This window comes from Nocardioides sp. ChNu-99, from assembly GCF_029493445.1.
Lineage (GTDB): Bacteria > Actinomycetota > Actinomycetes > Propionibacteriales > Nocardioidaceae > Nocardioides.
Map to the genome: position 1 here is coordinate 1 of NZ_JAHWBL010000008.1, position 25093 is coordinate 25093.

The 25093-nt window shown below is 75.6% G+C and carries 28 protein-coding genes; 16 read left to right on the forward strand and 12 right to left on the reverse strand.

Annotated elements, in window-relative coordinates; all coding sequences use genetic code 11:
* Nucleotides 1-285 (forward strand): hypothetical protein (locus tag KK617_RS04495; protein WP_277498362.1); only part of this gene is annotated, 285 nt, incomplete at its 5' end.
* Nucleotides 286-322: 37 nt separating this feature from the next.
* Here KK617_RS04495 and KK617_RS04500 read toward each other — a convergent pair.
* From KK617_RS04500 to KK617_RS04510, 3 genes are read right to left on the reverse strand one after another with little or no spacing between them, the layout of a single operon-like run.
* Nucleotides 323-988, reverse strand: a complete 666-nt coding sequence (locus KK617_RS04500; protein ID WP_277498363.1) for a pentapeptide repeat-containing protein — start codon at nucleotides 986-988, stop codon at nucleotides 323-325.
* Entirely contained in the window at nucleotides 985-1446 is a 462-nt protein-coding gene (locus KK617_RS04505; protein ID WP_277498364.1) for a PPOX class F420-dependent oxidoreductase, read from the reverse strand. Before KK617_RS04505 ends, KK617_RS04500 begins: the two co-directional genes overlap by 4 nt.
* Nucleotides 1447-1498: 52 nt before the next feature.
* Nucleotides 1499-3232 carry a tetratricopeptide repeat protein gene (locus KK617_RS04510; RefSeq protein ID WP_277498365.1) on the reverse strand — a complete coding sequence of 578 codons (1734 nt, stop codon included), beginning with the start codon at nucleotides 3230-3232 and terminating at the stop codon, nucleotides 1499-1501.
* A 743-nt stretch (nucleotides 3233-3975) separates the two neighbouring features.
* Here KK617_RS04510 and KK617_RS04515 point away from each other — a divergent pair.
* Nucleotides 3976-4215 (forward strand): DUF6458 family protein, encoded by a 240-nt coding sequence (locus tag KK617_RS04515; RefSeq protein ID WP_277498366.1) that lies wholly within the window; start codon nucleotides 3976-3978, stop codon nucleotides 4213-4215.
* A gap of 135 nt (nucleotides 4216-4350) precedes the next feature.
* On the opposite strand, the gene KK617_RS04520 is transcribed toward KK617_RS04515, so the two are convergent.
* Nucleotides 4351-6471: an alpha/beta fold hydrolase gene (locus KK617_RS04520; protein WP_277498367.1), complete on the reverse strand. Its 2121-nt coding sequence runs from the start codon at nucleotides 6469-6471 to the stop codon at nucleotides 4351-4353.
* Nucleotides 6472-6562: 91 nt separating this feature from the next.
* Here KK617_RS04520 and KK617_RS04525 point away from each other — a divergent pair, with 91 nt between their 5' ends.
* Together KK617_RS04525 and KK617_RS04530 are read left to right on the forward strand one after the other, a co-directional pair.
* Nucleotides 6563-7282 (forward strand): M50 family metallopeptidase, encoded by a 720-nt coding sequence (locus KK617_RS04525; protein WP_277498369.1) that lies wholly within the window; start codon nucleotides 6563-6565, stop codon nucleotides 7280-7282.
* Nucleotides 7283-7330: 48 nt separating this feature from the next.
* Entirely contained in the window at nucleotides 7331-7738 is a 408-nt protein-coding gene (locus KK617_RS04530) for a DUF5709 domain-containing protein (RefSeq protein WP_277498370.1), read from the forward strand.
* A 116-nt stretch (nucleotides 7739-7854) separates the two neighbouring features.
* Here KK617_RS04530 and KK617_RS04535 read toward each other — a convergent pair whose 3' ends face one another.
* A complete protein-coding gene (locus tag KK617_RS04535) occupies nucleotides 7855-9495 on the reverse strand; it encodes an MXAN_6640 family putative metalloprotease (protein WP_277498371.1) in 1641 nt (546 codons plus the stop codon).
* A gap of 177 nt (nucleotides 9496-9672) precedes the next feature.
* Between KK617_RS04535 and KK617_RS04540 the strand changes: the two genes are divergently transcribed.
* Together KK617_RS04540 and KK617_RS04545 are read left to right on the forward strand one after the other, a co-directional pair.
* Nucleotides 9673-10938, forward strand: coding sequence for a DUF445 domain-containing protein (locus tag KK617_RS04540; RefSeq protein ID WP_277498372.1), 1266 nt, complete (start codon nucleotides 9673-9675; stop codon nucleotides 10936-10938).
* Between the two features lie 66 nt (nucleotides 10939-11004).
* Nucleotides 11005-11253 (forward strand): RNA-binding S4 domain-containing protein, encoded by a 249-nt coding sequence (locus KK617_RS04545; RefSeq protein WP_277498373.1) that lies wholly within the window; start codon nucleotides 11005-11007, stop codon nucleotides 11251-11253.
* A gap of 60 nt (nucleotides 11254-11313) precedes the next feature.
* On the opposite strand, the gene KK617_RS04550 is transcribed toward KK617_RS04545, so the two are convergent.
* The 6 genes from KK617_RS04550 to KK617_RS04575 all read right to left on the reverse strand — a co-directional run bounded on the left by KK617_RS04550 (nucleotide 11314) and on the right by KK617_RS04575 (nucleotide 16118).
* Complete coding sequence (locus tag KK617_RS04550) at nucleotides 11314-11682, reverse strand: FKBP-type peptidyl-prolyl cis-trans isomerase (RefSeq protein WP_277498374.1); 369 nt, start codon at nucleotides 11680-11682, stop codon at nucleotides 11314-11316.
* Between the two features lie 49 nt (nucleotides 11683-11731).
* The gene (locus tag KK617_RS04555; RefSeq protein ID WP_277498375.1) at nucleotides 11732-12169 is read right to left on the reverse strand and encodes a CBS domain-containing protein; all 438 of its coding nucleotides are present in this window, start codon (nucleotides 12167-12169) and stop codon (nucleotides 11732-11734) included.
* A gap of 77 nt (nucleotides 12170-12246) precedes the next feature.
* Nucleotides 12247-13128, reverse strand: a complete 882-nt coding sequence (locus tag KK617_RS04560; protein WP_277498376.1) for an inositol monophosphatase family protein — start codon at nucleotides 13126-13128, stop codon at nucleotides 12247-12249.
* 43 nt (nucleotides 13129-13171) lie between these two features.
* Nucleotides 13172-14188 carry a ribosome small subunit-dependent GTPase A gene (rsgA, locus tag KK617_RS04565; protein WP_277498377.1) on the reverse strand — a complete coding sequence of 339 codons (1017 nt, stop codon included), beginning with the start codon at nucleotides 14186-14188 and terminating at the stop codon, nucleotides 13172-13174.
* A gap of 1 nt (nucleotide 14189) precedes the next feature.
* Nucleotides 14190-15512 carry a 3-phosphoshikimate 1-carboxyvinyltransferase gene (gene aroA, locus KK617_RS04570; protein ID WP_277498379.1) on the reverse strand — a complete coding sequence of 441 codons (1323 nt, stop codon included), beginning with the start codon at nucleotides 15510-15512 and terminating at the stop codon, nucleotides 14190-14192.
* A gap of 81 nt (nucleotides 15513-15593) precedes the next feature.
* Complete coding sequence (locus tag KK617_RS04575) at nucleotides 15594-16118, reverse strand: DoxX family protein (protein ID WP_277498380.1); 525 nt, start codon at nucleotides 16116-16118, stop codon at nucleotides 15594-15596.
* Nucleotides 16119-16167: 49 nt separating this feature from the next.
* Here KK617_RS04575 and KK617_RS04580 point away from each other — a divergent pair, with 49 nt between their 5' ends.
* The 10 genes from KK617_RS04580 (at nucleotide 16168) to KK617_RS04625 (ending at nucleotide 24478) form a co-directional block, all read left to right on the forward strand.
* Nucleotides 16168-16932, forward strand: coding sequence for an SOS response-associated peptidase (locus tag KK617_RS04580; RefSeq protein ID WP_277498381.1), 765 nt, complete (start codon nucleotides 16168-16170; stop codon nucleotides 16930-16932).
* Between the two features lies 1 nt (nucleotide 16933).
* Nucleotides 16934-17641, forward strand: a complete 708-nt coding sequence (locus KK617_RS04585; RefSeq protein WP_277498382.1) for an alpha/beta family hydrolase — start codon at nucleotides 16934-16936, stop codon at nucleotides 17639-17641.
* A gap of 167 nt (nucleotides 17642-17808) precedes the next feature.
* Nucleotides 17809-18474: a sigma-70 family RNA polymerase sigma factor gene (locus tag KK617_RS04590; protein WP_277498383.1), complete on the forward strand. Its 666-nt coding sequence runs from the start codon at nucleotides 17809-17811 to the stop codon at nucleotides 18472-18474.
* On the forward strand, nucleotides 18471-18776 hold the full coding sequence (gene rsrA, locus KK617_RS04595) for a mycothiol system anti-sigma-R factor (RefSeq protein WP_277498384.1): 306 nt from the start codon (nucleotides 18471-18473) through the stop codon (nucleotides 18774-18776). Before KK617_RS04590 ends, rsrA begins: the two co-directional genes overlap by 4 nt.
* A 251-nt stretch (nucleotides 18777-19027) precedes the next feature.
* Complete coding sequence (locus tag KK617_RS04600) at nucleotides 19028-19462, forward strand: thioesterase (protein ID WP_277498386.1); 435 nt, start codon at nucleotides 19028-19030, stop codon at nucleotides 19460-19462.
* A gap of 116 nt (nucleotides 19463-19578) precedes the next feature.
* The gene (locus tag KK617_RS04605; RefSeq protein ID WP_277498387.1) at nucleotides 19579-20115 is read left to right on the forward strand and encodes a SigE family RNA polymerase sigma factor; all 537 of its coding nucleotides are present in this window, start codon (nucleotides 19579-19581) and stop codon (nucleotides 20113-20115) included.
* Entirely contained in the window at nucleotides 20112-20975 is an 864-nt protein-coding gene (locus KK617_RS04610; RefSeq protein ID WP_277498388.1) for a PASTA domain-containing protein, read from the forward strand. The genes KK617_RS04605 and KK617_RS04610 overlap by 4 nt, the downstream gene beginning before the upstream one ends.
* A 122-nt stretch (nucleotides 20976-21097) precedes the next feature.
* Entirely contained in the window at nucleotides 21098-22117 is a 1020-nt protein-coding gene (locus KK617_RS04615) for a hypothetical protein (protein ID WP_277498390.1), read from the forward strand.
* Nucleotides 22114-23265: a PASTA domain-containing protein gene (locus KK617_RS04620; RefSeq protein ID WP_277498391.1), complete on the forward strand. Its 1152-nt coding sequence runs from the start codon at nucleotides 22114-22116 to the stop codon at nucleotides 23263-23265. Before KK617_RS04615 ends, KK617_RS04620 begins: the two co-directional genes overlap by 4 nt.
* A 16-nt stretch (nucleotides 23266-23281) precedes the next feature.
* Nucleotides 23282-24478 carry a hypothetical protein gene (locus KK617_RS04625; RefSeq protein WP_277498392.1) on the forward strand — a complete coding sequence of 399 codons (1197 nt, stop codon included), beginning with the start codon at nucleotides 23282-23284 and terminating at the stop codon, nucleotides 24476-24478.
* A 107-nt stretch (nucleotides 24479-24585) separates the two neighbouring features.
* On the opposite strand, the gene KK617_RS04630 is transcribed toward KK617_RS04625, so the two are convergent.
* Nucleotides 24586-25092 carry a GNAT family N-acetyltransferase gene (locus KK617_RS04630; RefSeq protein ID WP_277498393.1) on the reverse strand — a complete coding sequence of 169 codons (507 nt, stop codon included), beginning with the start codon at nucleotides 25090-25092 and terminating at the stop codon, nucleotides 24586-24588.
* Nucleotide 25093: the final 1 nt, after the last annotated feature.

The following is a 25093-nucleotide window of genomic DNA, read 5'->3' on the forward strand; positions in this document are numbered from 1 at the left end:
CTGACCGTCCTGACGCACGGCGTGCCGGAGACCGAGCGCCCGGACGCCAACGCGCTGCGGCCGTTGCGGTACGCCCTGAGCCGCTACCTCTCCGCCGCCGCCGACTCGGGCTGGCCCCGTGACGTGGAGCCCCCGCCCGCGCCGTCACTGGAGACGCTGCGCGAGGCCGGGGTACCCCTCGTGGCGACGGAGATCCTCCGGGCCGCGCTGGACGCCGAGGCCGACCGCCGGGTGCGGTTGCACCGCCTCGTCCTCAGCGACGGCTGGTCCTGGCCCGTGCCCTGACCGGCCGGCGCGGGCGCCGGTCGCCTCGTCGTCCCCGTCAGGGCTCGACGCGCAGCCCGATCCCGGCGGCGAGCAGCGGTGCCAGCGCCTCGAGCTGCTCGGGGGTGACGACAGCCCCGCCGAGGTCCATCGGCCCCTCGACCTCGCTGAGCGTGGCGCCCCGCAGGTCGACGTCACGCATCTCGCTGCGTCGTACGTCGAGACGCCCCACCCGCGTGCCGCTCAGGCGCACCCGCGACAGGCGGGCGTCGGCCAGGTCGAGCTCCTCCACGACACAGTCGGTGAGGGCGACGTCGACCAGCTCGGCGCCGCGCAGGTTGACGAAGCCGAGCTTGCAGCCGACGAGGTGCACCGAGCGCCAGCGTGACTCGTAGGCCTCCATCGAGCCGAGGCGCCCGGTCACCTCGACGTCGCGCCACTGCCCCCGGGAGGCGCGCACCACCGTCAGGTCGACGCCCTCGAGCCCCACGCCGGTGAGGCGCGCGCCGCCCAGGTCGGTCTCGTGGGCGGCCAGGTCGCGCAGGCGGACGTCGGTCAGCACCGCCCCGTCGAGGTCGAGGTGCTCGACCCGGACCTCGCTGACCTGCATGGCCTCGAGGTCGGCGCGGGGCCGGAGGTCGTCGGCGGAGCCGTCGGCGAGCCGCTCCAGGTAGGGCGCCTCGATGCGGGGCGCCGCCACCGCGGCGCGGCGCCGCGCGCTCACGCGAGCCGCGCGGGGAAGCCGCCGGTCGCGACCGGGCTCCACCGGGTCGGCGTGATGCGGATGATCGACTTGCCCTGGTCGAGCATCGCCTGCCGGTACTCGTCCCAGTCCGGGTGCTCGCCCGCGATGTTGCGGAAGTACTCCACGAACGCGTCGAGCGCCTCCGGCACGTCGAGCACCTCGCTCGTGCCGTCGACCTGCACCCACGGGCCGTCCCACTCGTCGGAGAGCACCACGACGCTGGCCTCCGGGCGGCGACGGGCGTTGCGCGTCTTCGCCCGCTCCGGGTACGTCGAGATGACGATGCGCCCGGCGTCGTCGAGGCCGCCGGTGACGGGGGAGGCCTGCGGCGACCCGTCGGCACGCCGGGTCAGCAGCACCATGCGGTGGCGCGGGCGCACGAAGTCCTGCAGGGCGGCGAGGTCGACGTCGGTGGTGGTGGCGATGGTGCGGGGCACGGCGCGGCTCCTCGGAAGGGTTGGCGGGGACCCTGCGATCCTGCCAGGCCCCTCAGCGCGCCAGCACGGCCAGGATCCGGTCGTGCAGCGCCGGCGGCAGCGCACCGGCGCGCTCGCGCACGTCGAGGCCGTGGTGCTCCGCCAGCCCCAGGAGGTCGCGGGCCCGGTCCTCGTCGGGCGCCCCGCCCTCACCGGTCAGCAGCATCACGCCCGCCGTGAACGCCGCCTGCGCGTGACCGCGGTCCGCGGCCCGCTCGTACAGCTCCACCGCACGAGCGGCGTCGGCCGGCACCCCGCGTCCGGTGGCGTGCATCGCCGCGAGGTTGTGCAGCGCCCGGGGATGGTCCTGCGCTGCCGCCTGCTCGAGGTGCTCCAGGGCGAGACGCGGGTCCCGCTCGACGCCCTGGCCCGTCCCGTGGAGCACCGAGAGCTCGAAGTGGGCGTCCGCGTTGCCCCGTCCCGCGGCCGTGCGGTGGTCCGTCGCGGCGGCCGCGGCGTCCTGCGGGTAGCCCCAGCCCTTGAACCGCATCCACCCGCGCAGCACGTGCGCGCGCCCGTCGGCGTCGTCGGCCACGAGCTGCTCGACGCGCGTGACGGCGTGGCGGGGGTCGCCGGTCCCGGCGAAGTAGGTCTCGCGCACCCAGCCGAGGGCCCCGTCGCGCGAGCCCGCGGCGTCGGCTCGTTGGTACGCCGCGATCGCCCGCGCCGGGTCGGGGGACCCGGTCCGCGGCGCGCGCCACCAGTCGCCCAGGTCGACCAGCGCCTCGCCGGTGCCGGCCCGCTCCCACAGCTCGACCAGGACGTCGGGTGCCTCGCCGGGCAGGAGGCCGATGAGGTGCTCGGAGCGCTCGAAGCAGCCGCGCACCTCGCGGGCCGCGGCGAGCAGCTCCGTGGGGGAGGTGTGCTCGCCGTTGAGCGCCTGCACCGCCCGGGCGTACGTCGGGCTGCCGCCGCGCGGGACGGTGCGCTGCGGGCGCGTCGCCCCGGAGGCCGCGGGAGCCGGGCCCGCCGGGCCCGCCGGGCCCGCCGGGGCCGCCTCTGCCTGTCGACGGTCGTGCTCGGCGGCGTCCCAGATCAAGTTGCCGGCCGGGTTGCGGAGGAACGCGGTGCGCCCGCCCGACCACACGGCGCGGAACCCGACGGGGAGCCCCAGGTAGCGGGTGAGCTCGGGTCGGCGCCGCCAGACCTCCTTCGCCGCCAGCACCTCGACGTCGGCGCTCGGGGTGGGCGAGGTGCCGACGTACCACCCGGAGTCGGGGTGCTCGCCCGGCTGACGGCGCAGCAGGTGGACCTCGGGGGCCTCGAGGGACCCCGGCTCGACCGCGACGGTCCGCAGGAAGTTGACGGAGTCCCGCTGCGCGCGGCAGAAGCCCACCATCTCGACCTGCTGGCGCATCACCTCGAGCGCGGGGTCCACGTTCCAGCTGGTCGCGTCCTCGACCCGACCGAGGTCGGAGGCGGCGACGCGCAGGCCGTCGCCCTCGCTGCTCCGGCTGAGCGCGGTCCACCAGAACCCGAACCAGATGCCGCGCCCGCCGGTGATGCGGTCGGCCGGCTGCCGGGTCCACGCGTCCACGAGCTGCTGGCCGAACGGGGCGAGCAACGGGGTCGTGCGCAGCCAGACGCGGGTGCCGTGGGCGTCGGCCTCGCACAGCACCGTGCCCTGCTGCGCGGCGGGCGGGGCCGGCGGGGCGGGAGGAGCCGGGGGGCTGGGGGAGCAGCGGACGCGGTGGTGGTCGTCGCGGGGGCAGGCGGGGCGGCGGGGGTCGGCGTACCGCTGGCCCACCAGCGCACGGCGTCGGCGTTCGGCGGGGGCCAGGGGTGCCGCGTGTTCGCGATCGGGTCCAGCGCGGTCACCTCCCCGTCGAGGCGCACCGCGACGTACCAGTGCCCGGGGCCCTGGTCGCGGTCCACCCCGACGAGCAGGTGGGTGGTGGGGTCGGCGTCGGCGAGCCGCGCCGCGACCTCGTCGGGCGTGGTCGGTCGCAACGGGCTGCCGACGAGGTCCTCGAGCTCGGCCTGGGTGGGCCCGGTCGGCTCGGCGGTGCCCCTCTCGCCGCCCCGCAGGACGCGGATCATCGCCGCCACGGCGGACGCGGCGTGGTTGAGCGGCCGCTCGGCCAGCGTCGCGAGGTCGCTGCGTCGGCCGTGCTGGTGGAAGTCGCGCATCTGCGCCGCGGTGAAGCACGACTCGCGGACGTAGACCGCCTGGTCGAGCCCCATGACGAGCTGCAGGCCGCCCCGCCCGGGGGTCCACACGTGGAAGAGGCCCGCCGCGACGTCGGCGTGGCTGTGGGTCGCCACCTCGCCGGGCAGGAGGCCGAGCAGCCTCCCGGCCGCGGTCGCGTGGAGGGGGAAGTCGTCCGTCCAGTGGGTGTCGCGCTCAGGCACGGAGCCCAGGGTGGTCCGCCGGGGCGGGCGCCAAACATCGGGCGACCAGCCGGGGCCGGTCCTTGTGAACGGGCCCGGGCGTGGGCATGCTGACACGAATCCCTCGCGGGAGTCCCTCTCAAGGAAGCAGGTGCGGCAATGGGTTACGGGTTCGGTGGTTTCTTGCTGGTGGTGGGTCTCGTCCTCGCCCTCGCGGTGCAGGACCGGGTCGAGGCCGTCGACCTGACCATGGTCGGCTGGATCATGGCCGGTGTCGGGCTCCTCGTCATCCTCCTGACCGCGCTGACGCTCAACCGTGGCGGCGGGGCGCGCTCGCGCACGACCGTCACCCACGCCGACGGCACGCAGAGCGTGCGCGACAGCCGCACAGACATCTGACCGGACGGCACGACGGCACGCAGCACTCGACGGGGGGACGAAGCGCGGAGGGGGCCGACCGGTGGTCGGCGCCCTCCGGTGCGTCCGGGTGGTGGTCGGCGGTCGCCAGCGTTGGCCGGCGGTGGCCGGCGGCGCTCAGCCCAGCAGGCGCGGGCGCTCCCACTCCTCGCCCAGCACGTGCTCGGCGAGGAACGCGAAGACCGTCTGGTACCAGACCTTCGCGTGCTGCGGCTTGAGGATCCAGTGGTTCTCGTCGGGGAAGTACAGGTACCGGTGCGGCATCGTGCCGTCCTCGGCGGCGTGGTGCTCCGCCAGGTCCGCCCACAGCCGGTTCCCCTCGCCGATCGGCACCCGGTAGTCCTTGTCGCCGTGGATCACGAGCATCGGCGTCGTGATCCGTTCCACGTGCGTGTGGGGCGAGTTCGCGGCCAGGCCCTCGTCGTCGAAGATCTCGTCCCAGTACGGCGCGCCGTCGGTCGTGCCGCGGAACTGGTCGAGCGCCCACAGGCTGGCGTGGGTGACGATCGCGTCGAAGCGGTCGGTGTGGCCGGCCACCCAGTTCGCCATGTAGCCGCCGAACGAGCCGCCCATCGCGGCGGTGCGGGTGGCGTCGACCTCCTCGCGCACGACGGTCGCGTCGGTGATCGCCATGAGGTCGGTGAAGGGCGCGCCGCCCCACGCGTTCCACCCGCGCGCGATGAAGTCGAGGCCGTAGCCCGTCGACAGCGCCGGGTCGGGCAGCAGCACGGCGTACCCCTGGGCCACGGCGAGCTGGGCGCACCAGCGCCAGCTCCAGGCGTTCCAGGAGTTCAGCGGGCCGCCGTGGATCCACAGCAGCAGCGGGGCCGGCGCCTGCGCCGACGCGGACGGCGGCACGAGCAGCCAGCCGCGCACGCGGGAGCCGTCCTCCGCGGTGGTCTCGACCTCGTCCATGCGGGCCACCGGGGCGGGCGGCGGTGCCGGGGTGGTCAGGGGCGTCACCGTGCCGTCGGGTGCGATGCGCACCGGGTGCGACGGCACCTGCCAGCTGGAGCGCAGGGCGACGAGCGTGCCGTCGCGGGGGTCGACCCGCACGTGGGAGTAGGCGTGGTCGTCGGTCGTCACCTGCACCACCGGGCCGCCGTCGAGCGGGACGCGGAAGACGGGCGCCCGCCCGTCCTGGTCGGCGACGACGACGAGGGCGGCGTCGTCGTGGTCGAACACGAGGCTGGCCGGCCAGCGGTCCCAGCCGTCGGCGAGGCGCCGCGGGTCGCTCCCGTCGATCCCGCTGACCCACAGCTCCTGGTCGGCCGGGCCGGCGGGCGTCGAGAACGCCGAGCGCACGTAGGCGACGAGCCGGCCGTCACGGCTGACGGTGGGTGACTCGACGTAGGTCGACGGCTCGTCGACCAGGGTCGTGCGGGCGCCGGTGGCGACGTCGACGGTCACCAGCGCGAACCGCTCCGCGCGGCCCTGCGGGCGTCGTACCGCCGCCACCAGGGTGCGCCCGTCGGGTGTCAGGGCGACCCCCGCGGTCGCCGCCGAGCGGCCCGGCCGGGGAGTGAGGTCGGTGGGGCGCAGGAGGTGGGCGGGGTACGGCGTGCCCGCCCCCGCGTCGTCGTCCGCGCCGTCGCCGGCGCCGTCGCCGTCCTCGCGGGCGGGCGGGACCACGGTCTCCGGACCGGCCGCGTCCAGGTCGAGGGCCAGCAGGTGGGGCTCGGCCGGTCCGAGGTCGTGGTCCCAGTGGCGCACCGGGTACCGCTCGTGGAGGATCGCCGTCACCTTGCGCCGGGCCCGCTCGGCGCGCAGCGCCGCGTCCTCCTCCAGGGTGGACGCACCCGGCAGCAGCGGGGCGTCGAGCACGACGGTGCCGCTCGCGAGGGCGGTGGCGGCGACCGCGTCGACCCCGCCCGCGAGCGCGGTCACGGGCCGGGCCTCGCCGCCACCGGCGGGCAGCAGCCACAGCTGGCCCACGGGCTTCCCGTCCTGCTCCGGCCCGCCGCCCCCGGTGCGTCCCGAGGTGAACAGCAGGTCGCCCGAGCCGGTGAAGGTGGCGCCGCCCTCGCCGGCGGCGCTGCGCGTGAGGCGCCGGGGCGTGCCGGTCCCGTCGGCGGCGACCTCCCACAGCGCCCGCTCGTAGCGGGTGCGGTCGTCGGTCAGCGTCGCCACGGTCAGCACCACCCGGGTGCCGTCGGGGGAGAGGGCGAGGCCCTCGACGCGGGGGAGGGCGAGGTAGTCGTCCAGGGAGGAGAAGGGTGCAGCATCCGAGAGGGTCACCGCCGCACGCTATCGACCCGGCGGGCCCGCCGCAGCGGCGGCGACGTCACGATGTGGACACGGCTCGCGGCCGCCCCGGCATGCTGGAGGGATGCAGGAGGTCCTCGACCGCGTCCTGGGCGACGTGGTCGCCCGCCAGCCGGCGCTCGACCCGCGACTGGTCGCGCTCACCGCCGTCCTGGCCGCGGTGCTGGTGGTGTGGCGCCCGGCGTGGCGGCGGGCCCGGCACGTGGTGACGATCGTGCACGAGGGCGGTCACGGCGTGGCCGCCCTCGCGAGCGGGCGCCGGCTCGAGGGCATCCGGCTGCACTCCGACACCTCCGGTCTCACCGTCTCCCGCGGTCGTCCGAGCGGTCCGGGGATGGTGGTGACCGCCGCCTCGGGGTACGTCGCGCCCAGCGTCCTCGGCCTCGTGGCCGCGGTCGTGCTCTCGCGGGGCTACGCCCTCGCGGCCCTGTGGGTGGCCCTCGGGCTCCTCGCGCTCCTGCTGCTGCAGATCCGCAACTTCTTCGGCCTGTACGCCGTGCTGCTGGCCGGGCTCGCCGTCTTCGCCGTGTCGTGGTGGGGCAGCGAGCAGCTGCGGGTGGGGGCGGCGTACCTGCTGACCTGGTTCCTGCTCCTGGCCGCCCCACGGCCGGTCGTCGAGCTGCAGGGGCAGCGGCGCCGGGGGCGCGCCCCGCACTCCGACGCCGACGTGCTGGGCCGGCTGACGCCGCTGCCCGGCGGCGCCTGGGTCGTCCTGCTGGGTGCCGCCACGGTCGCCGCGGCCGCGCTCGGCGGCTGGTTGCTGGCCGGGGCTGCCCGCGGCTGACGACGACGCGGCGGCGGGCGTCACCAGCGCCCGCCTAGGTTCGTGGACATGAGTGAGGAGCAGCTGCAGCCGCAGGACACGCTGGACGACCGCGGGGTGGACGACGTCCTGGACGAGGGGTTCTCCCCGCCGGAGCACCTGCGGGGCTCGAACCTGAAGGACGTGACGGCGGCCGGCGAGCTCGAGGGCGAGACGATCGACGAGCGCCTGCGCCAGGAGGAGCCCGAGGAGTGGGCGGGCCTCCAGGAGGAGCTGGACGCCGACGTCGTCGACGGTCCCGTGGGCGGCGAGGTCGGGGGTGCCCGCACGGGCCGCCTGGTCGCGGAGGCCGACGGCACCCGCGCCGACGAGGACCACCTCACGTACGCCGAGGACGAGGGCATCGACGGCGCCGGGGCCAGCGCCGAGGAGGCCGCCATGCACACCATCGACCCCGACGACGACCCGGTCTACTGACGTCCCGCCGGCCGCCCGCAGGGCCGGCACCGAGACGGGCGACGCCCCTGCATCCGGGTGGGTGCAGGGGCGTCGCCGTGTCTGGCCGTCGTGTCTGGCCGGAGCCGTGGGGAGCCTCAGTAGCGCTCGGCGCGGGCGGTCCAGCGCACCTGGACGCCGTTGTCGAGGGGGTAGCCGTAGCAGGCGCGCTCGACCTCGTCGCCCTCACCGCAGGCCATGCGCGACGACGCGTTGGCGAAGGTGACGTAGACGCGTCGCACCTGACCCGTCGTGAACGGCAGCACGACCGTGGTCGAGCCCGCCGTCAGGCGCAGCGGGATGCGCTGCACCCGGCCGGCGGCGTCGTAGACGGCGACGTACGCGCCCGGCGTCGTGGCCGAGGGCGGGGTCGTGAACTGGAAGCGCAGTCGGGTGCGCTGGCCCGTCGCCGCCGGGGAGACGTCGAGGCGCACGGACCGCGTCGTCTGCTGGCGCATCGCGAGCGTGGACCCGAAGGAGCGGCCCGGGGGCATCGTCACGTAGCCGTCGTTCGGCGCCGCGCCGTAGTCGCGCCCGTCGCGGTAGAAGAAGCCCGGCAGCTGGTTGGCCGCGCCGAAGCCGGCGTACTCCTGCCCGTACTCCCCGCGGGCCCCGTTGACGTCGCGGCTGTAGTACAGCGCGAACTTGAGCGCGACGAGCGAGTGGTAGTCGGTGCCCGTGGCGCCGGCCGCCGCCTCCCACGTGGTGCGCACGATGCGCGGCCCGAAGCGCTGCGTCAGGTACTCGAAGAACAGCCAGTTGCCGTAGGAGCTGTCGCCGAAGACGTCCATCGGCACGGACGGGTCACCGAGCTGGCCGTCCGGCAGGTACTGCTGGTTGTCGTCGACCTCCGGCGCGTACTGCTCCTCCATCCAGGTCGCGGTGGCCTCGTAGAGCCAGCCGTCCTCGTTCACGTCGTAGTTGAACTGGATGGCGTGGAAGAACTCGTGAGCCGCGGTGACCCGCAGGCTGTTGAGCGGGGTGTCGGGGAACTCGGCGTAGTCGTTGTCGAGCACGCAGTAGCTCGTGGCGCGCATCCCCGACTCGTCGGCGTACGCCTCCGGCATGCAGTAGCCGTAGACGCCCTGCGACGCGAGGTCGGTGAGGTAGACGTCGAACTTGGCGTTGCCGCCGCGGGTGCCGTCGGGCGCGGGGCCGCGGTAGGACTGCGTGCGGGTCTCGTAGTTCCAGACGTCCTGCAGGGTGCGCAGGGTCTGTGCGGCCCAGACGTCGGTCGCATGTCCCGCCGCAGTTTGCTCTGCCTGCTCCGCCGGGGTGGCGTCGCGCTCCACCGCCCGGTAATGCACACAGACGTTCGTCTGACAGCCCTTCGTCACGGGTGCATTCGTGGGATAGCCGTCCTGGCCTGGGTCTGCGGCCCCGTCGGTCGGGCGCGCAAGCAGGCGCTCAGCCTCGGCGAGCTCTGCGCCGCCGAGGCGGGGCTTGGCGCGGAAGAGGTCGCGCAGCGCGAGGGTGGGGGACTCCACCTCGCCGGTGGCGGGGTCGACGAGGTCGCCCTCCACGGCCGCCTGGGCGCGCTCGAGCGTCCGCGTGGCGACCTCGGGCGTGATGTCGGCCGGGTCGACCGGCAGCGGCACGGGGTCGGTGGGGTCCGCCGTCGTGACGGCGGCCGCGGGGACGGCGGTGGCCGCCTGGGCGGGCGTCGGGACCAGCGCCAGGGCGGCACCGAGCGTGGACAGGACGGCGGCCGCGGCGAGGGGCCGCGCGCGCTTGATCATGCGTTCTCCGGGGCGTCGTGAGGGGGCCGCCCGCGGGCGCGGGGGCGCGGCTCACCCTAGAGCCCCCGGGCCCCCGCCGCCGCCGTTCGTGCACAGCGGACCCGGAGCGGGCCGGCGTACGCGTTCGGGTGCCCCTCTATCGTGGGCCCGGCCCGTCCCCCCCGAGAGGAGCCGAGAGTGTCCACCGACCTGTTCACGGTGCCCGGCTCCGCCGAGGCCGACGTCGTCCGACGCCGCGACCTCAACCGCATGCGCGCGGTCGCGACCGGGCTGCTCGTCGTGGCCGCGATCGTCTACGTCGCCACCCACGGCCGCGACGGCGTGTGGGGGTTCGTGAACGCGGGCGCCGAGGCGTCGATGGTGGGCGCGATGGCCGACTGGTTCGCCGTCACCGCCCTGTTCCGCCACCCGCTGGGGCTGCCCATCCCGCACACGGCGCTCATCCCGCGGCGCAAGGACGAGCTGGGCCGCGGCCTGCAGGACTTCGTCAAGGAGAACTTCCTGGCCGAGGGCGTCGTGCGGGACCGGCTCGCCGCCGCCCAGGTCGCGCGACGCGTGGGGGAGTGGGTCGAGGACCCCGAGCACGCCCGGCGCGTGGTGCGCGAGGTGTCCGACCTGGCCGTCATCGCGCTCGGCAAGGTGCAGGACCGCCACGTCGCCGAGATCGCCGACACCGTCCTGCTGCCGCGGTTCCGCGAGGAGCCCATCGCGCCCATCGCCTCGGCGCTGCTCGGCGAGATGGTCGAGGACGACCTCCACCACGGCCTCGTCGACCTGGCGCTCACCGAGCTGGTGCGCTGGCTGGAGAAGAACGAGGAGACCTTCACCGAGGTGCTGGGCGAGCGTGCCCCCTGGTGGAGCCCGCCGAAGCTCAACGACGCGGTCACGCAGCGCGTGCACCAGGAGGCGATCCGCTGGGTGCAGGACATCCAGGCCGACCCCGGGCACCGGGCGCGGCAGGCCCTCGACTCCATGCTCACCGACCTCGCCCACGACCTGGCGCACGACCGGGCGACCGCCGAGCGGGCCGAGCGGCTGAAGCTCCGCGTGCTCGACCACCCGCAGGTGCTCGCGACCGGGGTGTCGCTGTGGAAGGCCTTCCAGCGGGCGCTGGAGGCGGGCCTGCGCGAGGAGGCCAGCATGCTCCGGGTGCGCCTGGAGCACGAGATCGTCGCCCTGGGTCGCCGCATGCGCACCGACGACGTCCTGCGCGAGCGCATCGAGCGCCGGCTCGCCGACGCCGTGGTCTTCGCCGTCGGCCGCTACGGCGCCGAGCTGACCGACGTCATCACGACGACGATCCAGCGCTGGGACGGCGACGAGGCCGCCCGCAAGATCGAGCTGCACGTCGGGCGCGACCTGCAGTTCATCCGCATCAACGGCACGGTCGTGGGCGGGCTCGTCGGCGTGCTCATCCACACCGTCGCGGTGCTGCTGCCCTAGGGGGCGGCTCCCCCGAGCGGGGCGCCGCGCTTCGTCGTACGACGCGCCGCGGTGTTGGATGGTGGGGTGAGCGAGCCCTTCGACGTCCCCGTCCGCGACGGATCGATCCGTCTCGGCCAGTTCCTCAAGCTGGCCAACCTGGTCGAGTCGGGCGCCCAGGCCAAGCCCGTCATCGCCGAGGGCAAGGTGCGGGTCAACGGGGAGGTCGAGCTGCGCCGCGGGCGGCAGCTGACCACGGGCGACGTCGTGAGCCTGGAGGGCCAGAGTGCACGGGCCGTCGACGCCGCGACGTACGACGACGGCCTGCCCTGGTGAGGACAGGCCGCCGTCGGGGCTGAGCCGGGTGCCGGCCGGGCCGGCCGGTGCGGGGTGCGGTCAGGAGACGCCGAGCAGGTCGACGACGAAGATCAGCGTCTCGCCCGGCTTGATGACGCCGCCGGCGCCGCGGTCGCCGTACCCGAGGTGCGGCGGGATGACGAGCTGGCGGCGACCTCCGACCTTCATGCCCTGCACGCCGGTGTCCCAGCCGGAGATGACCTGGCCGATGCCGAGGCGGAACTGCAGCGGGGTGCCGCGGTCGTACGACGCGTCGAACTCCTCGCCGGTGGAGTGGGCGACGCCCACGTAGTGCACGGAGACGGTCTGGCCGGCCTTGGCCTCCTCGCCCTCGCCGACGGTGACGTCGGTGATGACCAGGTCGGTCGGCGGGTCGAAGTCGGGGAACTCGATCTCGGGCTTGTCCATGCCCGCCAGCCTAGCCACGGCCCGCCGAGCCGTTCGACCGGCCCGGCGCTCACCCCTGGTGCACGTAGGCGTCGAGCTGGTCGCGCTCGAAGGCCAGCTCGTCGAGGCGCGCCTTCACGACGTCGCCGATGCTGACGATGCCGACCAGCGCGCCGTCCTCCAGCACCGGCACGTGGCGCACGCGGTGCTCGGTCATGACCCGCATGACGTCGGCCGTCGTGTCCTGGAGCGCGCACGTGTGGACGACCGCGGTCATGATCGCCTCGACCGGGCGCTCCAGCAGGGGGACCTCGTCGGCCGCGGACCCGGCGGCCAGGCGGCGCACGACGTCGCGCTCGCTGGCGATGCCGGCGAGCCCGCCGCCCCCGTCCAGCACCACGACGGCGCCGATGCCGTGCTCGGTGAGGAGGGCCACGAGGTCGGCCACGCCGGCGTCGGGCCGGGTGGTGACGACCCGGCCGCGTCGGACCACGTCCTGGATGCGCACGACGACCTCCGTCCCGCCCCGGAGGCCCGGGGCCCGTCGGCCCACCCTAGGTGTGACCTGCGTCACGGGGAAGGGCCTCAGCGGGGTCGCAGCTGGCGGACGGTGCCGCCGGAGCCGGCCGGGCGGTGCCCCGGGTCGTCGGGGTCCTCGCCCCCGGCGGTGCCGAGGAACCCGAGGACCGGCTCGTGCAGGTGCCCGTTCGACGCGAGCGCGTTGCCGCCCCAGGGGCCGTCGTCGCCCGCGAGGCTGGTGAACGCGCCGCCGGCCTCGCGCACGATGACGTCGAGGGCGGCCATGTCGTAGACCTCGAGCTCGGGCTCGGCGGCGACGTCGACCGCGCCCTCGGCGACGAGCATGTAGGACCAGAAGTCGCCGTAGGCCCGGGTGCGCCACACGCTGCGCGACAGGGCGAGGAAGTCCTCCAGCCGGCCGCGCTCGTCCCAGCCGGTCAGCGAGCTGTAGGACAGCGACGCGTCGCCCAGGTCGCGCACCGCCGAGACCTCGCAACGGGTGGCCTTGAGCAGCGACTTCCCGGTCCACGCGCCCTGGCCGGCCGCCGCCCACCAGCGGCGCTGCAGCGCCGGCGCCGACACCACGCCGGCGACCACGACGCCGTCGACCTCGAGGCCGATGAGCGTCGCCCAGACCGGCACGCCGCGCACGAAGTTCTTCGTGCCGTCGATCGGGTCGACGATCCAGCGTCGCCCGCCCTGGCCGGGGGTGGAGCCCTCCTCCTCGCCGAGCACGGCGTCGCGGGAGCGCACGCGGCCGAGCTTCGCGCGGATCGCCGACTCCACCGCCCGGTCCGCGTCGGTGACGGGCGTGAGGTCGGGCTTGCTCATGACGTGGAGGTCCATGGCCTTGAACCGGTCGAGGCTGATGGAGTCGGCGTCGTCGGCCAGCAGGTGGGCGAGGCGGAGGTCGTCGGTGTGGTCGACCGCGCCGGCAGCAGGAGCCATGGGCCCGAGGCTATCGGCCGTCGTCCCCGGCCGGGGGCGCCCGTCAGTAGTCGGTGCGCTCGCGGGCGGCCAGCAGCCGCCGGAAGGACCCCACGCGGTCGGGGTCGGCCTCGCCGCGCTCGACGGCGGTGTCGAGACCGCACTCCGGCTCCTCGGTGCCGTGCGTGCACCCCCGGGGGCAGTCCTCGGTCATCTCGTCGAGGTCGGGGAACGCCTCGATCAGGTGCTCGGGCTGCACGTGGGCGAGGCCGAACGAGCGGATGCCGGGGGTGTCGACGATCCAGCCGTCGGGCGTCGTGCCCTCCGCCGCGGGCAGGGCCAGCATGATCGCGGAGGTCGAGGTGTGCCGGCCCCGGCCCGTCACGTCGTTGACCCGGCCGACGTCGCGGTGCGCGTCCGGGACGAGCCGGTTGACCAGCGTCGACTTGCCCACGCCGCTGTGGCCGACGAGCACGCTGGTGCGCCCGGCGAGACGCTCCCGCACCTCGCTGACGTCGGCCCCCTTCTGCGTGACGAGCCACGGCACGCCCAGCGAGCGGTACGTCGAGAGCAGCGTCTCCGGGTCGGCCAGGTCGGCCTTGGTGAGCACGAGCAGCGGTGACATGCGGGCGTCGTACGCCGCGACGAGGGCCCGGTCGATGAGGCCCGAGCGGGGCTCGGGGTTCGCGAGGGCGGTGACGATGACGAGCTGGTCGGCGTTCGCGACGATGACGCGCTCGACGGGGTCGTCGTCGTCGGCCGTGCGGCGCAGGACGGTACGACGCTCCTCGACCACCACGATCCGCGCGAGCGACCCGGGCTCGCCCGAGCTGTCGCCGACGAGGCGCACCCGGTCGCCCACGACGACCGCCTTGCGCCCCAGCGAGCGCGCCTTCATCGCGGTCACCGGCTGCTCGGGGTCGCCCCCGTCGAGCAGCAGCGTGTAGCGCCCGCGGTCGACGCGCACGACGGTGCCGTTCTCGGCCTCGGCGTAGTCGGGCCGGTCCTTCGTGCGGGGACGGGTGCGCCGGCGGGGGCGCTCGTAGTGCTCCTGGTCGAAGCGGTCGTACCCGCGTGCCACGTCAGGCCCCGGCCGTCCCGGGCTCCGCGGTGAGCGCCGTCCAGGCATCCGCGAAGTCGGGGAACGTCTTGCCGGTGGTGGCCACGTCCTCGACCAGCACCCCGTCGGTGACGGCTCCGACGACGACGCCCGCGTGGGCCATGCGGTGGTCGGCGTAGGTGCGGAACACGCCGCCGCGCAGGGGGGCGGGGCGGAACACGAGGCCGTCGGGGGTCTCGGTGACGTCGGCGCCGAGCCCGGCGAGCTCCGTGGCCAGCGCGGTGATGCGGTCGGTCTCGTGGTGGCGGATGTGCGCGACGCCCCGCAGCGTCGACGGCCCGTCGGCGAGGGCGCAGAGGGCGGCGACGACGGGGGTGAGCTCACCGACGTCGTGGAGGTCGAGGTCGACCCCGGAGAGGCGCTCGGGGCCGGTGACGCGCAGGCCGTCGGGGCCGAGGGCGACGGTGCAGCCCATCTCCGTGAGGATGCCGCGCAGGGCGTCGCCGGCCTGGGTGGTGGTGCTCGGCCAGTCGCGCACGACCACGGTGCCGCCGGTGGCCGCGGCGAGCGCGACGAACGGCCCGGCGTTCGACAGGTCGGGCTCGATGAGGTGGTCGACGGGCCGCACGGGCCCCGGCGCGACGCGCCAGCGGTCGGGCACCGTGTCGTCGACCTCGACGCCGTGGGCGCGCAGCACCGTCGTCGTCATCGCGACGTGGGGGAGCGAGGGCACGGGTCCGCCGCGGTGCCGCACCTCCACGCCCTCGTCGAAGCGCGCGCCGGCGAGCAGCAGGGCGGAGACGAACTGCGAGGAGGCCGAGGCGTCGACGACGACCTCGCCGCCGCGCACGGCACCGGACCCGACCACGGTGAAGGGGAGCGCGCCCCGGCCGCCGTCCTCGATCGTCACGCCGAGGTCGCGGAGCGCGGTCAGCACGGTGCCGATCGGGCGGGTGCGCATGTGCGGGTCGCCGTCGAAGGCGACCCGGCCGTGCACGAGGCCGGCGACGGGCGGGACGAAGCGCATGACGGTGCCCGCGAGGCCGCAGTCGACGGACGCGTCGGTGCTGGTCCCGCCCGCCGCCAGCGGCTCGACCGTCCAGTCCTCGCCGCCGGTGTCGACCCGCGCGCCGAGCGCGGTCAGCGCGCCGGCCATGAGCAGGGTGTCGCGCGAGCGGAGGGCACGACGTACGACGGAGGGGCCGGAGGCCAGCGCCGCCAGCACCAGCGCCCGGTTGGTCAGCGACTTGCTGCCGGGCAGCGACACCACGGTGTCGACCGCGTGGCGCACGCGCGGGGCGGGCCAGGGGTCGGCCGGGGACGCAGCAGGGGCCGGGGTCGTCACGGTCGGCAGATTACCGACCCTGGATGACCCCGGCCCCCGCGGCGTGTCGCCGGTGTGGTGCCGGCGCGGCGTGGGTGCGGCTCAGGCGACCTTGGCCCGGGCGAGCTTCGCCTCGCGCTTGGCGCTCTTGGCGAGGGTGCGCGACTGCCGCTGGGCGTCCTTGGCGGCGCGACGTGCGCGCCAGGCGAGGCCGGGCTTGCCCTCGGTGTCGACGGCGGCGAGCACGAGGCCGCCGATGATCGAGAGGTTCTTGAGGAAGTGGGCCTGGTGGTCGGCGCGCGCCGCGCGGTCGCTCTCCGCCCAGAAGGGGTGGTCGGCGACCGTGGCGGGCACGAGGGTCGCCGCGAGGACCATGGCGGACACGCGCGGCGCGCGGCCGGTGGCGAGGGTGAAGCCGCCGAGCACGCTGACCGCGGCCGTGGCCTTGACCAGGGTGGCGGCGTCGCTCGGGACGGGGGCGCCGGCCTGCTGCACCTTGGGCACGATCTTGTCGGTCACCTTCGAGGCCTTGGCCGCGAGGTCGTCGGCGTTGCGGAAGGCGTTCACGCCGCCGACGACGAACACCGAGGCGAGCAGCGGACGGGCGATCAGTCGCGTGAGGGTCATGCGCTCCTTCCTACACGACGCGGCCCAGCACACGCCCTAGCCTGGGTCCATGTGCGGCCGCTACGCCTCCTCCCGTGAGCCCGACGACCTCGCCGACGAGTTCGGCGTCGCCGAGACGGTGCTCGCCGAGCCCCTCGCGCCGAGCTGGAACGTGGCGCCGACGGACCCGGTCTACGCGGTGCTCGAGCGGCCCCCGAAGCCCGAGGAGGACCTCGGGGTACGCCGCCAGCTCCGCGCCCTGCGCTGGGGGCTCGTGCCGTCGTGGGCGAAGGACGCGAAGGGGGCGGCGCGGCTCATCAACGCCCGCAGCGAGACGGTCGCCGAGAAGCCGTCCTTCCGGCGGGCCTTCGCCTCCCGGCGCTGCCTGCTGCCCGCCGACGGCTACTACGAGTGGTACGTCACCGAGCAGCTGACGCGGGCGGGCAAGCCCGTGAAGCAGCCCTACTTCATCCGTCCCGCCGACGGCGGCACCCTCGTCATGGCGGGCCTCTACGAGATCTGGCGCGACCCCGACCGGGCGGAGGACGACCCCGACCGGTTCCGGTGGACCTGCACCGTCATCACCACCCAGGCCACCGACGACCTCGGGCGCATCCACGACCGGATGCCGATGATGGTCGCGCCCGGCGCGTGGGACGACTGGCTGGACCCGACCGCGCAGGCCGGCCCGGACCTCCTCGACCTCCTGGAGCCGGCGCTGCCGGGGCGGCTGACGGCGTACCCGGTCTCCGCGGCGGTCTCGAACGTGCGCAACGACGGGCCCGAGCTGGTCGAGCCGCTGCCGGTCGAGCCGGCGCCCGCCGAGGACGGCTGAGGTGGCGGCTGCCGAGGTCGGCGCGGAGGTCACCTCCGTCGCGATCCCCCACGGCGAGGCGCGCCTGCACCGCGACGCCGCCGAGCGCCCCGTCGCCTGCCTGCTGCTCGGGCACGGTGCCGGCGGAGGCGTCGAGTCGCCCGACCTCGTCGCGCTCGCGGCGGCCCTGCCGGCGGAGGGCGTCACCGTGCTGCGCCTCGAGCAGCCGTGGCGGGTGGCCGGGCGGAAGGTCGCAACGCCGCCGCCGACGCTCGACGCGGGGCTGCGCGCCGCGGTCGAGGCGCGGGTCGCCGCGGACCGTGCGGTGCCACTCGTCGTCGGCGGGCGCTCGGCGGGGGCTCGTTCAGCCGCCCGGTGCGCCGGGCCCCTGGGCGCCGCCGGGGCCGTGCTCCTCTCCTTCCCCCTGCACCCTCCCGGCCGCCCGGAGCGCTCCCGCGCCGGCGAGCTGGCCGGCCTGCTCGCCACGGGTACGCCGACGCTCGTCGTGCAGGGCGAGCGCGACACGATGGGCACCGCCGACGAGCTCGTGGCGGCGCTGGCCGACCCGGCGGTCGCGCCGGCCGGGGGAGTGGGCGCGGACCTGGCCGTCGTGCCGCACGCCGACCACGGGCTGAAGGTGCCGAAGCGGGCGCCGCTGGGGCAGGACGAGGCCCTCGCCCTCGTCGTCGAGGCCGTCCTCGAGTGGGTCGTGCGTGACGTCGTCGGCTGACCCGCGCCGGCCGGAATAGCGGCGTGGGGGGTCGCGTTGGACCCGTCGTACCCCGACGCGAGGAGGAGCGGATGCTGGTCTGCGAGGACCGTCCCGTGGTGACGGGAGCGGGAGCCACGGTCGTGAGCCCGTGGCTGGTCGCGCCCGCGGGAGTAGGCTCGCCGGCGATGACCGACGAGACCGCCACCGGCGACCTGGACCCGAGCCCCGCCGTCGACCCCGCGACCGAGACCGACGAGGAGCGGGGCGCGCGGTTCGAGCGCGACGCGCTGCCCTTCATCGACCAGCTCTACTCGGCGGCGCTGCGGATGACGCGCAACCCCGCCGACGCGGAGGACCTGGTGCAGGAGACGTTCGCGAAGGCGTACTCCTCGTTCCACCAGTTCCGCCCGGGCACGAACCTGAAGGCGTGGCTCTACCGGATCCTCACCAACACGTTCATCAACACCTACCGCAAGAAGCAGCGCCAGCCGCAGCAGTCGATGGCGGAGGACGTGGAGGACTGGCAGCTCGCGCGCGCCGAGTCGCACACGTCGTCGGGGCTGAAGTCGGCCGAGCACGAGGCGCTCGAGCACCTGCCCGACAGCGAGGTGAAGGACGCCCTGCAGCGCCTCCCCGAGGAGTTCCGCCTCGCGGTCTACCTCGCCGACGTCGAGGGATTCCCGTACAAGGAGATCGCCGAGATCATGGAGACGCCCATCGGCACCGTGATGTCGCGGCTGCACCGCGGCCGACGCCAGCTGCGCGACCTCCTGGCCGACTACGTCCGCACCCACGACCTCGTCGCCGCCGACACGGTGGGCGCCGCGCTCCAGAAGGGGGCCTCGCGATGAGCGACCTCCAGCACGACCACGCGCACGACGACGGTCCGGGCGCTGACGGTGCCAAGGGCGTGGAGGGGTGTGCCGACTTCCTCGAGCGGATCATCTACTTCCTCGACAACGAGCTGGACGCCGACGACTGCTCGCTGGTGCAGGCGCACCTCGACGAGTGCGGGCCGTGCCTGCGCAAGTACGACCTCGAGCGCACCGTGAAGGCCGTCGTCGCCCGGTCGTGCCGCGAGTCGGCGCCCGACACGCTGCGCCAGCGGGTGCTGCTGCAGATCCGCGAGGTCCAGATCCGCATCACCGACTAGGCAGATTGGCCCGTCCCGCGGGCCGTCTGCGATGATGCTCGCTGGCCCGCGGGAGACCGACTCGTGAGCCGCAGACCACGAGGAGGCACCCATGGGCAAGACCGGACGCAAGCGTCGCGCTCGCAAGAAGAAGGGCGCGAACCACGGCAAGCGCCCCAACGCCTGAGCGTTGACCCCACGCCACCCCCGCACCTCGGTGCGGGGGTGCGTTGCATTTCGGAGGGTCCGTGCGTCCGGGCAGGATGTGACCCATGACTCCCTCCACCGACGCGACCGACGACGCCGACGCGACGCCGGCCGAGGCCCGGCTGCGCTTCGAGGTCACCGACGACGACACGGCGGTGGCGGTGGGCTCGGGGAGCCTGCCCGTGCTCGGCACGCCGCGCCTGCTGGCCTGGTGCGAGGCGGCGACGGTCGCGGCGCTGGCCCCGGGCATGGCGGAGGGCGCCACGAGCGTGGGCACGCGCGTCGAGCTGGAGCACCGCTCGGCCACTGTGGTCGGGGGTCGGGTCGAGGTGCACGCCGTGGAGTCGTACCTCGACGGGCGCCTGGTGCGGTTCAGCGTGGCCGCCCGCGAGGTCGTCGCGGGACCGGACGGGGGGGACGCGCTCGGCAAGGTGGTGGCCACCGGCGAGGTGACGCGGGTCGTCGTCGACGAGGAGCGGTTCATGGGGCGGCTCGGCTAGGTCGGTCCAGACCACCTCGACCCCGCGGCACACCCGACGGAACCCCCGACCCCGGCTGGCGCGTCTCTCCCCCGAAGCCCTGCGTCGTGGGGCAACGGGGGACGAGGATCGGGAGCATGGACGAGCCGGGGGAGCCGGGGGCGCAGGGGGCGCAGGACGTCCCCGTCGACTTCGACGCCTACGTGGCGCTGCGCTGGACGCGGCTGGTGCGGGCGGCCGTGCTGCTCGGGGCGGGCCGTGAGGAGGCGGAGGACGTGGTGCAGAGCTGCCTGGTGCGCTGCCTCGTGCGGTGGGACCGGGTGCGGGCGGCGGACGACGTGGACGCCTACGTGCACAAGGCGCTGGTCAACACGTTCGTGTCGTCGCGCCGGCGGCGCTGGCACGGCGAGCGCCCCACCGACCACCTGCCCGAGGTGGCGCACACGGATGCCGCCGACGAGGTCGACGACCGCGACGCCGTGCTGCGGGCGCTGGAGAAGCTGGGCACCGACCAGCGCACCGTGGTGGTGCTGCGCTACTACTCCCACCTCACCGAGCGACAGACCGCGGAGGCGCTCGGCGTCGCCCCGGGCACCGTGAAGAGCCGTCTGTCGCGCGCCCTGCGGGTGCTCGCGGCGGACCCGAGCCTGCTGGCCCTGCGAGGTGCGGGATGACCGAGAAGCCGTCCGGAACGACCCCGCCCGACGGGCCCGACCCCGACGTCACGCTCGTCGTCACGCTCCTGCACGGGGCGGTCGCCGACCTCGACGCCGGTACGCCGCCCCTCGCCGCCCTGCACGCCCGCGCGGGCCGCGAGCGTCGCCGTACCCGGGTGTGGGCGGCGGGGGCTGCCGCGGGCCTCGTCGCCGCGGCCGCCAGCGTCGTGGTCGGGGGTGTCACCGTGCTCGGCGCCTCGCTCGAGGCCGACCGGCAGGCGCCGGCGCCGCTCGCGGCGTCCGCGGCCGACGCCGAGCTCGCCGTGCCGCCGGGGAGCCAGCTGGTGGCGGTGGGGAACCAGGCCGTCGTCGTGCCGCGCGACGTGGGTGTCGAGGCCGGCCAGGCCACGGTCCAGGAAGCGGAGTCGGCGGCGGACTTCCACCTCGCTGGGACCCCCGGTCTCCTGTCCGGCGACGCCGTGCCCTACTCGAGCGACTACCTGCTCCCTGCGACCCCCAGGGGTGGGATCGCGCCCAGGGGCGGGTACGCGCCGTACGACGCTCCCCTCCCGGGCTCGGCCGACGCGCTGGGGGTGTTCGCGCCGTTGAACACCTCGACCTCGCTCGTCGAGGCGCGGACGCTGCGCTCGCACGCCGGCATCCCGCCGCTGCACCCCTGGGGCCCCCTCAGCACCAGCGCGGTCGCGGGCGAGGCGCCGTACGTCGCCGCGCTGCGGACCTACGGCCTCGACGTCGAGCTGGCCGAGGAGGTGGGCCGGGGCGAGCCGGGTGACGTGCTCGCCGTGAGTCCTGCGCCCGGGACGATCGTCGACCTCGGCTCGACCGTAACGGTCACCGTCGTCGGGCGCGCGCGGTGAGAGGGCGTCGTACGGCGCTGCTCGCCGTCCTCGCGGCAGCCCTCACCTCGGCCGGGTGCGGGGCGGGCGCAGGTGAGGCTGACGGCAGTGCCTCGCAGGCCGGGGCGGCACCGGAGCCCGGCGTGGCGCCCGCGGGCATGCGACTGGTGGGCGTGGGCGACCTCGTCGTGCCGGTGCCGGAGGGGTGGAGCACCGACGGTGCGCACTGCGCCCAGCCGATCGAGGACACGGTCGTGAACCCGGTGGGCGCCTCGTGCGCCATGCTCGTGCAACGTCCGGCGGACATCACGACGGTGGAGCTGTCCGACGGGCGCTACGGGCAGGACCCGACGGCAGGCGGAGCGGGAGGGCCGGACCCGGGCCGCGACGGGCTCCACCGTTCCCCGGTCACCTGCGAGGAGTACGAGGTCTGGCGCGGGCCGGGCGCCCTGGAGACGCTGCCCCTCTGCTCGGCGACCGTCAGCGACGCGACCGGATCGAGCGCGCTCGTGTCGTCGTCGATGCGGGACGTCGACGCCTCCCGCGCAGCGGTCGAGCAGCTGGTCGCCGGTGCCCGGCCACGCCACGCCGAGGAGGCCGTCGTGCCGACCCTGGAGATCGTCTACGGCGCCGACCAGGGCGACCGCGCGCGGACGTACCTCGAGAACCTCCGCGCCGCCGGGCTCGCCCCCGAGCTGGTCGAGGAGCGGGTGGTACCGACGACCGGCGGCGAGCTGCTGGGGGCCTCGGTCGAGCCGGGATCGGTGCTGCGCCGGGGATCCTCGGTGCAGGTCGAGGTCGCCGCCGCTCCGCGTGGCCCCGCGGAGACCGTCGAGATCACCGGGCGCTACACGCGCCCCGCCGGCTCGCCGACGGGCGAGCTCGTCGACGCCACCGTGCGACAGGGCGCCGCGATCCGACTCCGCGTCGGGGACCTCCTCGTCGTCGACCAGGTGGACGGCGACGCCCGGGGCACGCCTCAGGGCGACGGTGTCGTGGTCGAGGCGCACCTGGACGGCGGCGCGGCCCGACGCGTGACAGAGGGCACCTGGGCGGGGGCGTTCGAGGCCGTCGGGCTCGGATCCAGCACGGTGACGCTGACGGCCAGCGGGGGCGGTACGACGCAGGCCATCGGCACCATCACGATCGAGGTCGTCGGGTGAGCGGCCGTCGGATGATGCGCCCGCGCTCGCTCGCTGCCGGCGTGCTCGTCGGGGTGCTGCTTCTCGGGTGCACGGTGAGGGGCACCGGTGCCGAGTCGACCGGAAAGACTCGGTCGGGGGCGGACACCACCACCGTCGGAGCGACCCCCGGCGACGCGACGCGCGTCAGCATCGGCGGGTGGTCCGTCGTCCTGCCCGGCGAGGTCGACTGCGCCCGCACGCCGCAGGTCGTCCACAGCCTGCTGGGGGCCCCAGAACCCTCGCCCGGCATCTACGCCGCCGACCTCACCTGTCGCAGTGGCGGCCCGTGGCCCACCGGCGAGGTGCAGCTCGCCACGGTCGACGGCGTGCAGTCGTTCGAGACGGTCGACGATGTCCAGATGGAGGGGACCACCTTCGACCGCACCACCCTGTGGTGCCTACCGGCCGACGGCATGCAGGCGGCGTCCTGCACCCAGCAGCTGCTCGAGCCCGCGACGGGCCTGCTCGTCACCGTGAGGGCGTACGTCGACGGGGAGGGCGAGGAGGGGGCGCGCCGGTGGGTCGAGGACGTCGGCGGCACCCTCGCCCCGCTGCCCGAGGACGCCGCCGTCGTACCGAGCGTGATCGAGGAGCAGACCGGACGTGCGATCGACCTGGCAGCGGCCGCGCGCCACGAGGGCCTCGACGTGACGTGGGTCGACGTCCCCCACGCGACCCGGTTCGTCGCCGAGGACGCCGTCTTCGACGTGTCGCCGAGCCCGGGCACCGTGCTCCGACCCGGGGACACCGTCACGGTCGTGCGGTCGGTCCGCCCCGTGACGATCGCCGACAGCGTCTCCGTCTCCATCTCGGCCGGCCCGGGTCCCGGAGAGGGCCCACCGGGGTTCGGCTCCACCCACCTCGACCGCGTCGCCCTCGCCCTCGACCCCACGATCGAGCTCCGCGTCGGCGACACCGTGCGCGCCAATGCGTCGGGCACGCACCAACCCGTCGGACCCTCGGTGGTCGCCTCCCTGACCGGGACGAGTCGGGGCACGGTTCTGCGCCAGCAGGCGCCCGACGGGATCGACGGTGACGGCCAGGTCGAGTGGGCCGCCGTCGCCGCCGGCACGTCCACGTTCACACCATCGAGGCGGCCGACGCGACGTACGAGCTCGGGACCGTGAGCGCGGTGGTGACGGAGTGAGGACCCGGGCGTGGGCCGCGGCCGCCGTGCTCGTGCTGGGCGCGGGCGGTGTGCTGGCGTACGACGTGCGCTCGAGCGACGACGCACGGCAGCCGACCACCCCGGCCACGACCCGCCTGGTCGGCGTCGACGACCTCGCCGTCGAGATCCCCGTCGACGACCTGCGGGCCGGGCACGGCTGCGAGGTCGACTCGTGGGGCCTCGCCGCCGCCACCGACGCCACGCTGCTCCTCGGCGCGGGGCCCGTGCCGGAGGGCCGGACGCCTGGCGTGTTCGGTGGCCCCGACCCGCAACGCCTCAGCTGCGCCTTCACCGGTGACCACGGCGACGAGGCCGCAGTGCGGTTCCACCGGGGCGAGCCGCCCGCGGCCGACGGGTCCGCCGCGGTCGGCGAGCGGGTCCGCGCGGCGCCGGTCGAGTGCGACGACGTGCGGTGCAGCACGACGGCGTGGGTGGAGGGGTCCTCCGACTGGCTCGCCGTCGCCGCGGCCGGCGGTCGTTCAGCCGCCACCGCGGAGGTCGAGCGCATCGTGGCCTCCGTGCGCCACCTCGAGGACGCCGTCGGACTGCCGCCGGCGGACTGGGTGGAGCCGCCGGAGGGCGGGCGTGCCACGACATACGGCGCGTGGCTGCGCGCCCGTGGCCCGGAGGTGGCGGTCGACGTCCACTCGCTGCCGGTCTCCACACCGCCGGTCGCCCGCCCAGGGGTGGGGTCCGTGGTGGCGCGCGGCGACACGGTCATCCTCTTCGAGCACGCCCCGGCACGGACGCCCGCCGACCGCGTCGACCTCCTCGTGCGCGTGCTGCCGGCGACCGACCCGGACGAGCACCCCGAGCCCGCCACCGCGATGGCCGAGATCGACGGCTCGTCCGCGGTCGTCTTCGTCCCGCGGGCGCGCACCGTCCCCGCCCTCGACGTCCGGCTGGGTACGACGGTCCGCCTACAGCGGGGCGACGTCCTCTCCGTAACGGCCGCGCCCGAGCCGTGGAGCGGCGAGACGGTGGCGGAGACCCTGTCCGGCGAGGTGGACGGCGACGCCCTCGAGGAGCGTGAGCGCACGACGTACCGCGACCGGGTGGAGCTCGCGTGGGAGGTCCGCGGGGAGGGGCGGACGACGCTTCGGCTCACCGTCGACCAAGACGGCGAGCGGGTCGAGGTGGGCGAGATCCGTGTCGAGGTGGTCGACCCCTGACGGGCCGCGCCTCCGTCGTCGCACCGCGGGAGTGCGCAGGTTCAGTCACGGCACCCTCGCCGGGCTGAACCTGCGCACTCCGGTCGTGGCCGGCGTGTGCCGCCCCCTCAGAACCGCAGCGCGAACGCCATGAGGTCGACGCCCGGCGCGGCGGACCAGTCGCGGTCGGGGTCGCGCACGAACCCCAGGGACAGGTAGAGCCCGTGGGCCGCGGTCTGCGCCGGCAGCGACGACAGGGCCAGGCCGCGACGGCCCTCCGCCCGGGCGAGGTCGACGCAGTGCTCGACCAGCGCCCGTGCGACGCCGCGCCGATGCAGGTGCGGGTCCACGGCGAGCATCCGGAACTCGCCCTCGTCGTCCGAGGCGATCTCGCGCCACGGCGACCCCGTCGGGCACCACGTCACGGTGCCCGCCACCAGGGGGCCCGTGCGCTCCTCGAGCAGCTCGGCGACCCACACGTCGGCCTCCGCCGCACGGGTCGCCGTGTCGCCCAGGTGGGCCGCGTAGGGCTCGCCCGCGTCGACGAACCCGCCCGCGAGGTACGCCGAGAGCGTCAGGTCCCCGACGCGGGCGTGGTCGGCCGGGCTGGCCGGCCGGATCCTGACCGTGCGCACC

Bases quoted from the DNA above. Each gene is read 5' to 3' on its own strand.
- KK617_RS04515 (WP_277498366.1), top strand. From the start codon at position 3,976: ATGGGTTACGGGTTCGGTGGTTTCTTGCTGGTGGTGGGTCTCGTCCTC.
- KK617_RS04525 (WP_277498369.1), top strand. From the start codon at position 6,563: ATGCAGGAGGTCCTCGACCGCGTCCTGGGCGACGTGGTCGCCCGCCAG.
- KK617_RS04530 (WP_277498370.1), top strand. From the start codon at position 7,331: ATGAGTGAGGAGCAGCTGCAGCCGCAGGACACGCTGGACGACCGCGGG.
- KK617_RS04535 (WP_277498371.1), bottom strand. From the start codon at position 9,495: ATGATCAAGCGCGCGCGGCCCCTCGCCGCGGCCGCCGTCCTGTCCACG.
- KK617_RS04550 (WP_277498374.1), bottom strand. From the start codon at position 11,682: ATGGACAAGCCCGAGATCGAGTTCCCCGACTTCGACCCGCCGACCGAC.
- KK617_RS04560 (WP_277498376.1), bottom strand. From the start codon at position 13,128: ATGGCTCCTGCTGCCGGCGCGGTCGACCACACCGACGACCTCCGCCTC.
- KK617_RS04575 (WP_277498380.1), bottom strand. From the start codon at position 16,118: ATGACCCTCACGCGACTGATCGCCCGTCCGCTGCTCGCCTCGGTGTTC.
- KK617_RS04580 (WP_277498381.1), top strand. From the start codon at position 16,168: ATGTGCGGCCGCTACGCCTCCTCCCGTGAGCCCGACGACCTCGCCGAC.
- KK617_RS04590 (WP_277498383.1), top strand. From the start codon at position 17,809: ATGACCGACGAGACCGCCACCGGCGACCTGGACCCGAGCCCCGCCGTC.
- rsrA (WP_277498384.1), top strand. From the start codon at position 18,471: ATGAGCGACCTCCAGCACGACCACGCGCACGACGACGGTCCGGGCGCT.
- KK617_RS04600 (WP_277498386.1), top strand. From the start codon at position 19,028: ATGACTCCCTCCACCGACGCGACCGACGACGCCGACGCGACGCCGGCC.
- KK617_RS04605 (WP_277498387.1), top strand. From the start codon at position 19,579: ATGGACGAGCCGGGGGAGCCGGGGGCGCAGGGGGCGCAGGACGTCCCC.
- KK617_RS04610 (WP_277498388.1), top strand. From the start codon at position 20,112: ATGACCGAGAAGCCGTCCGGAACGACCCCGCCCGACGGGCCCGACCCC.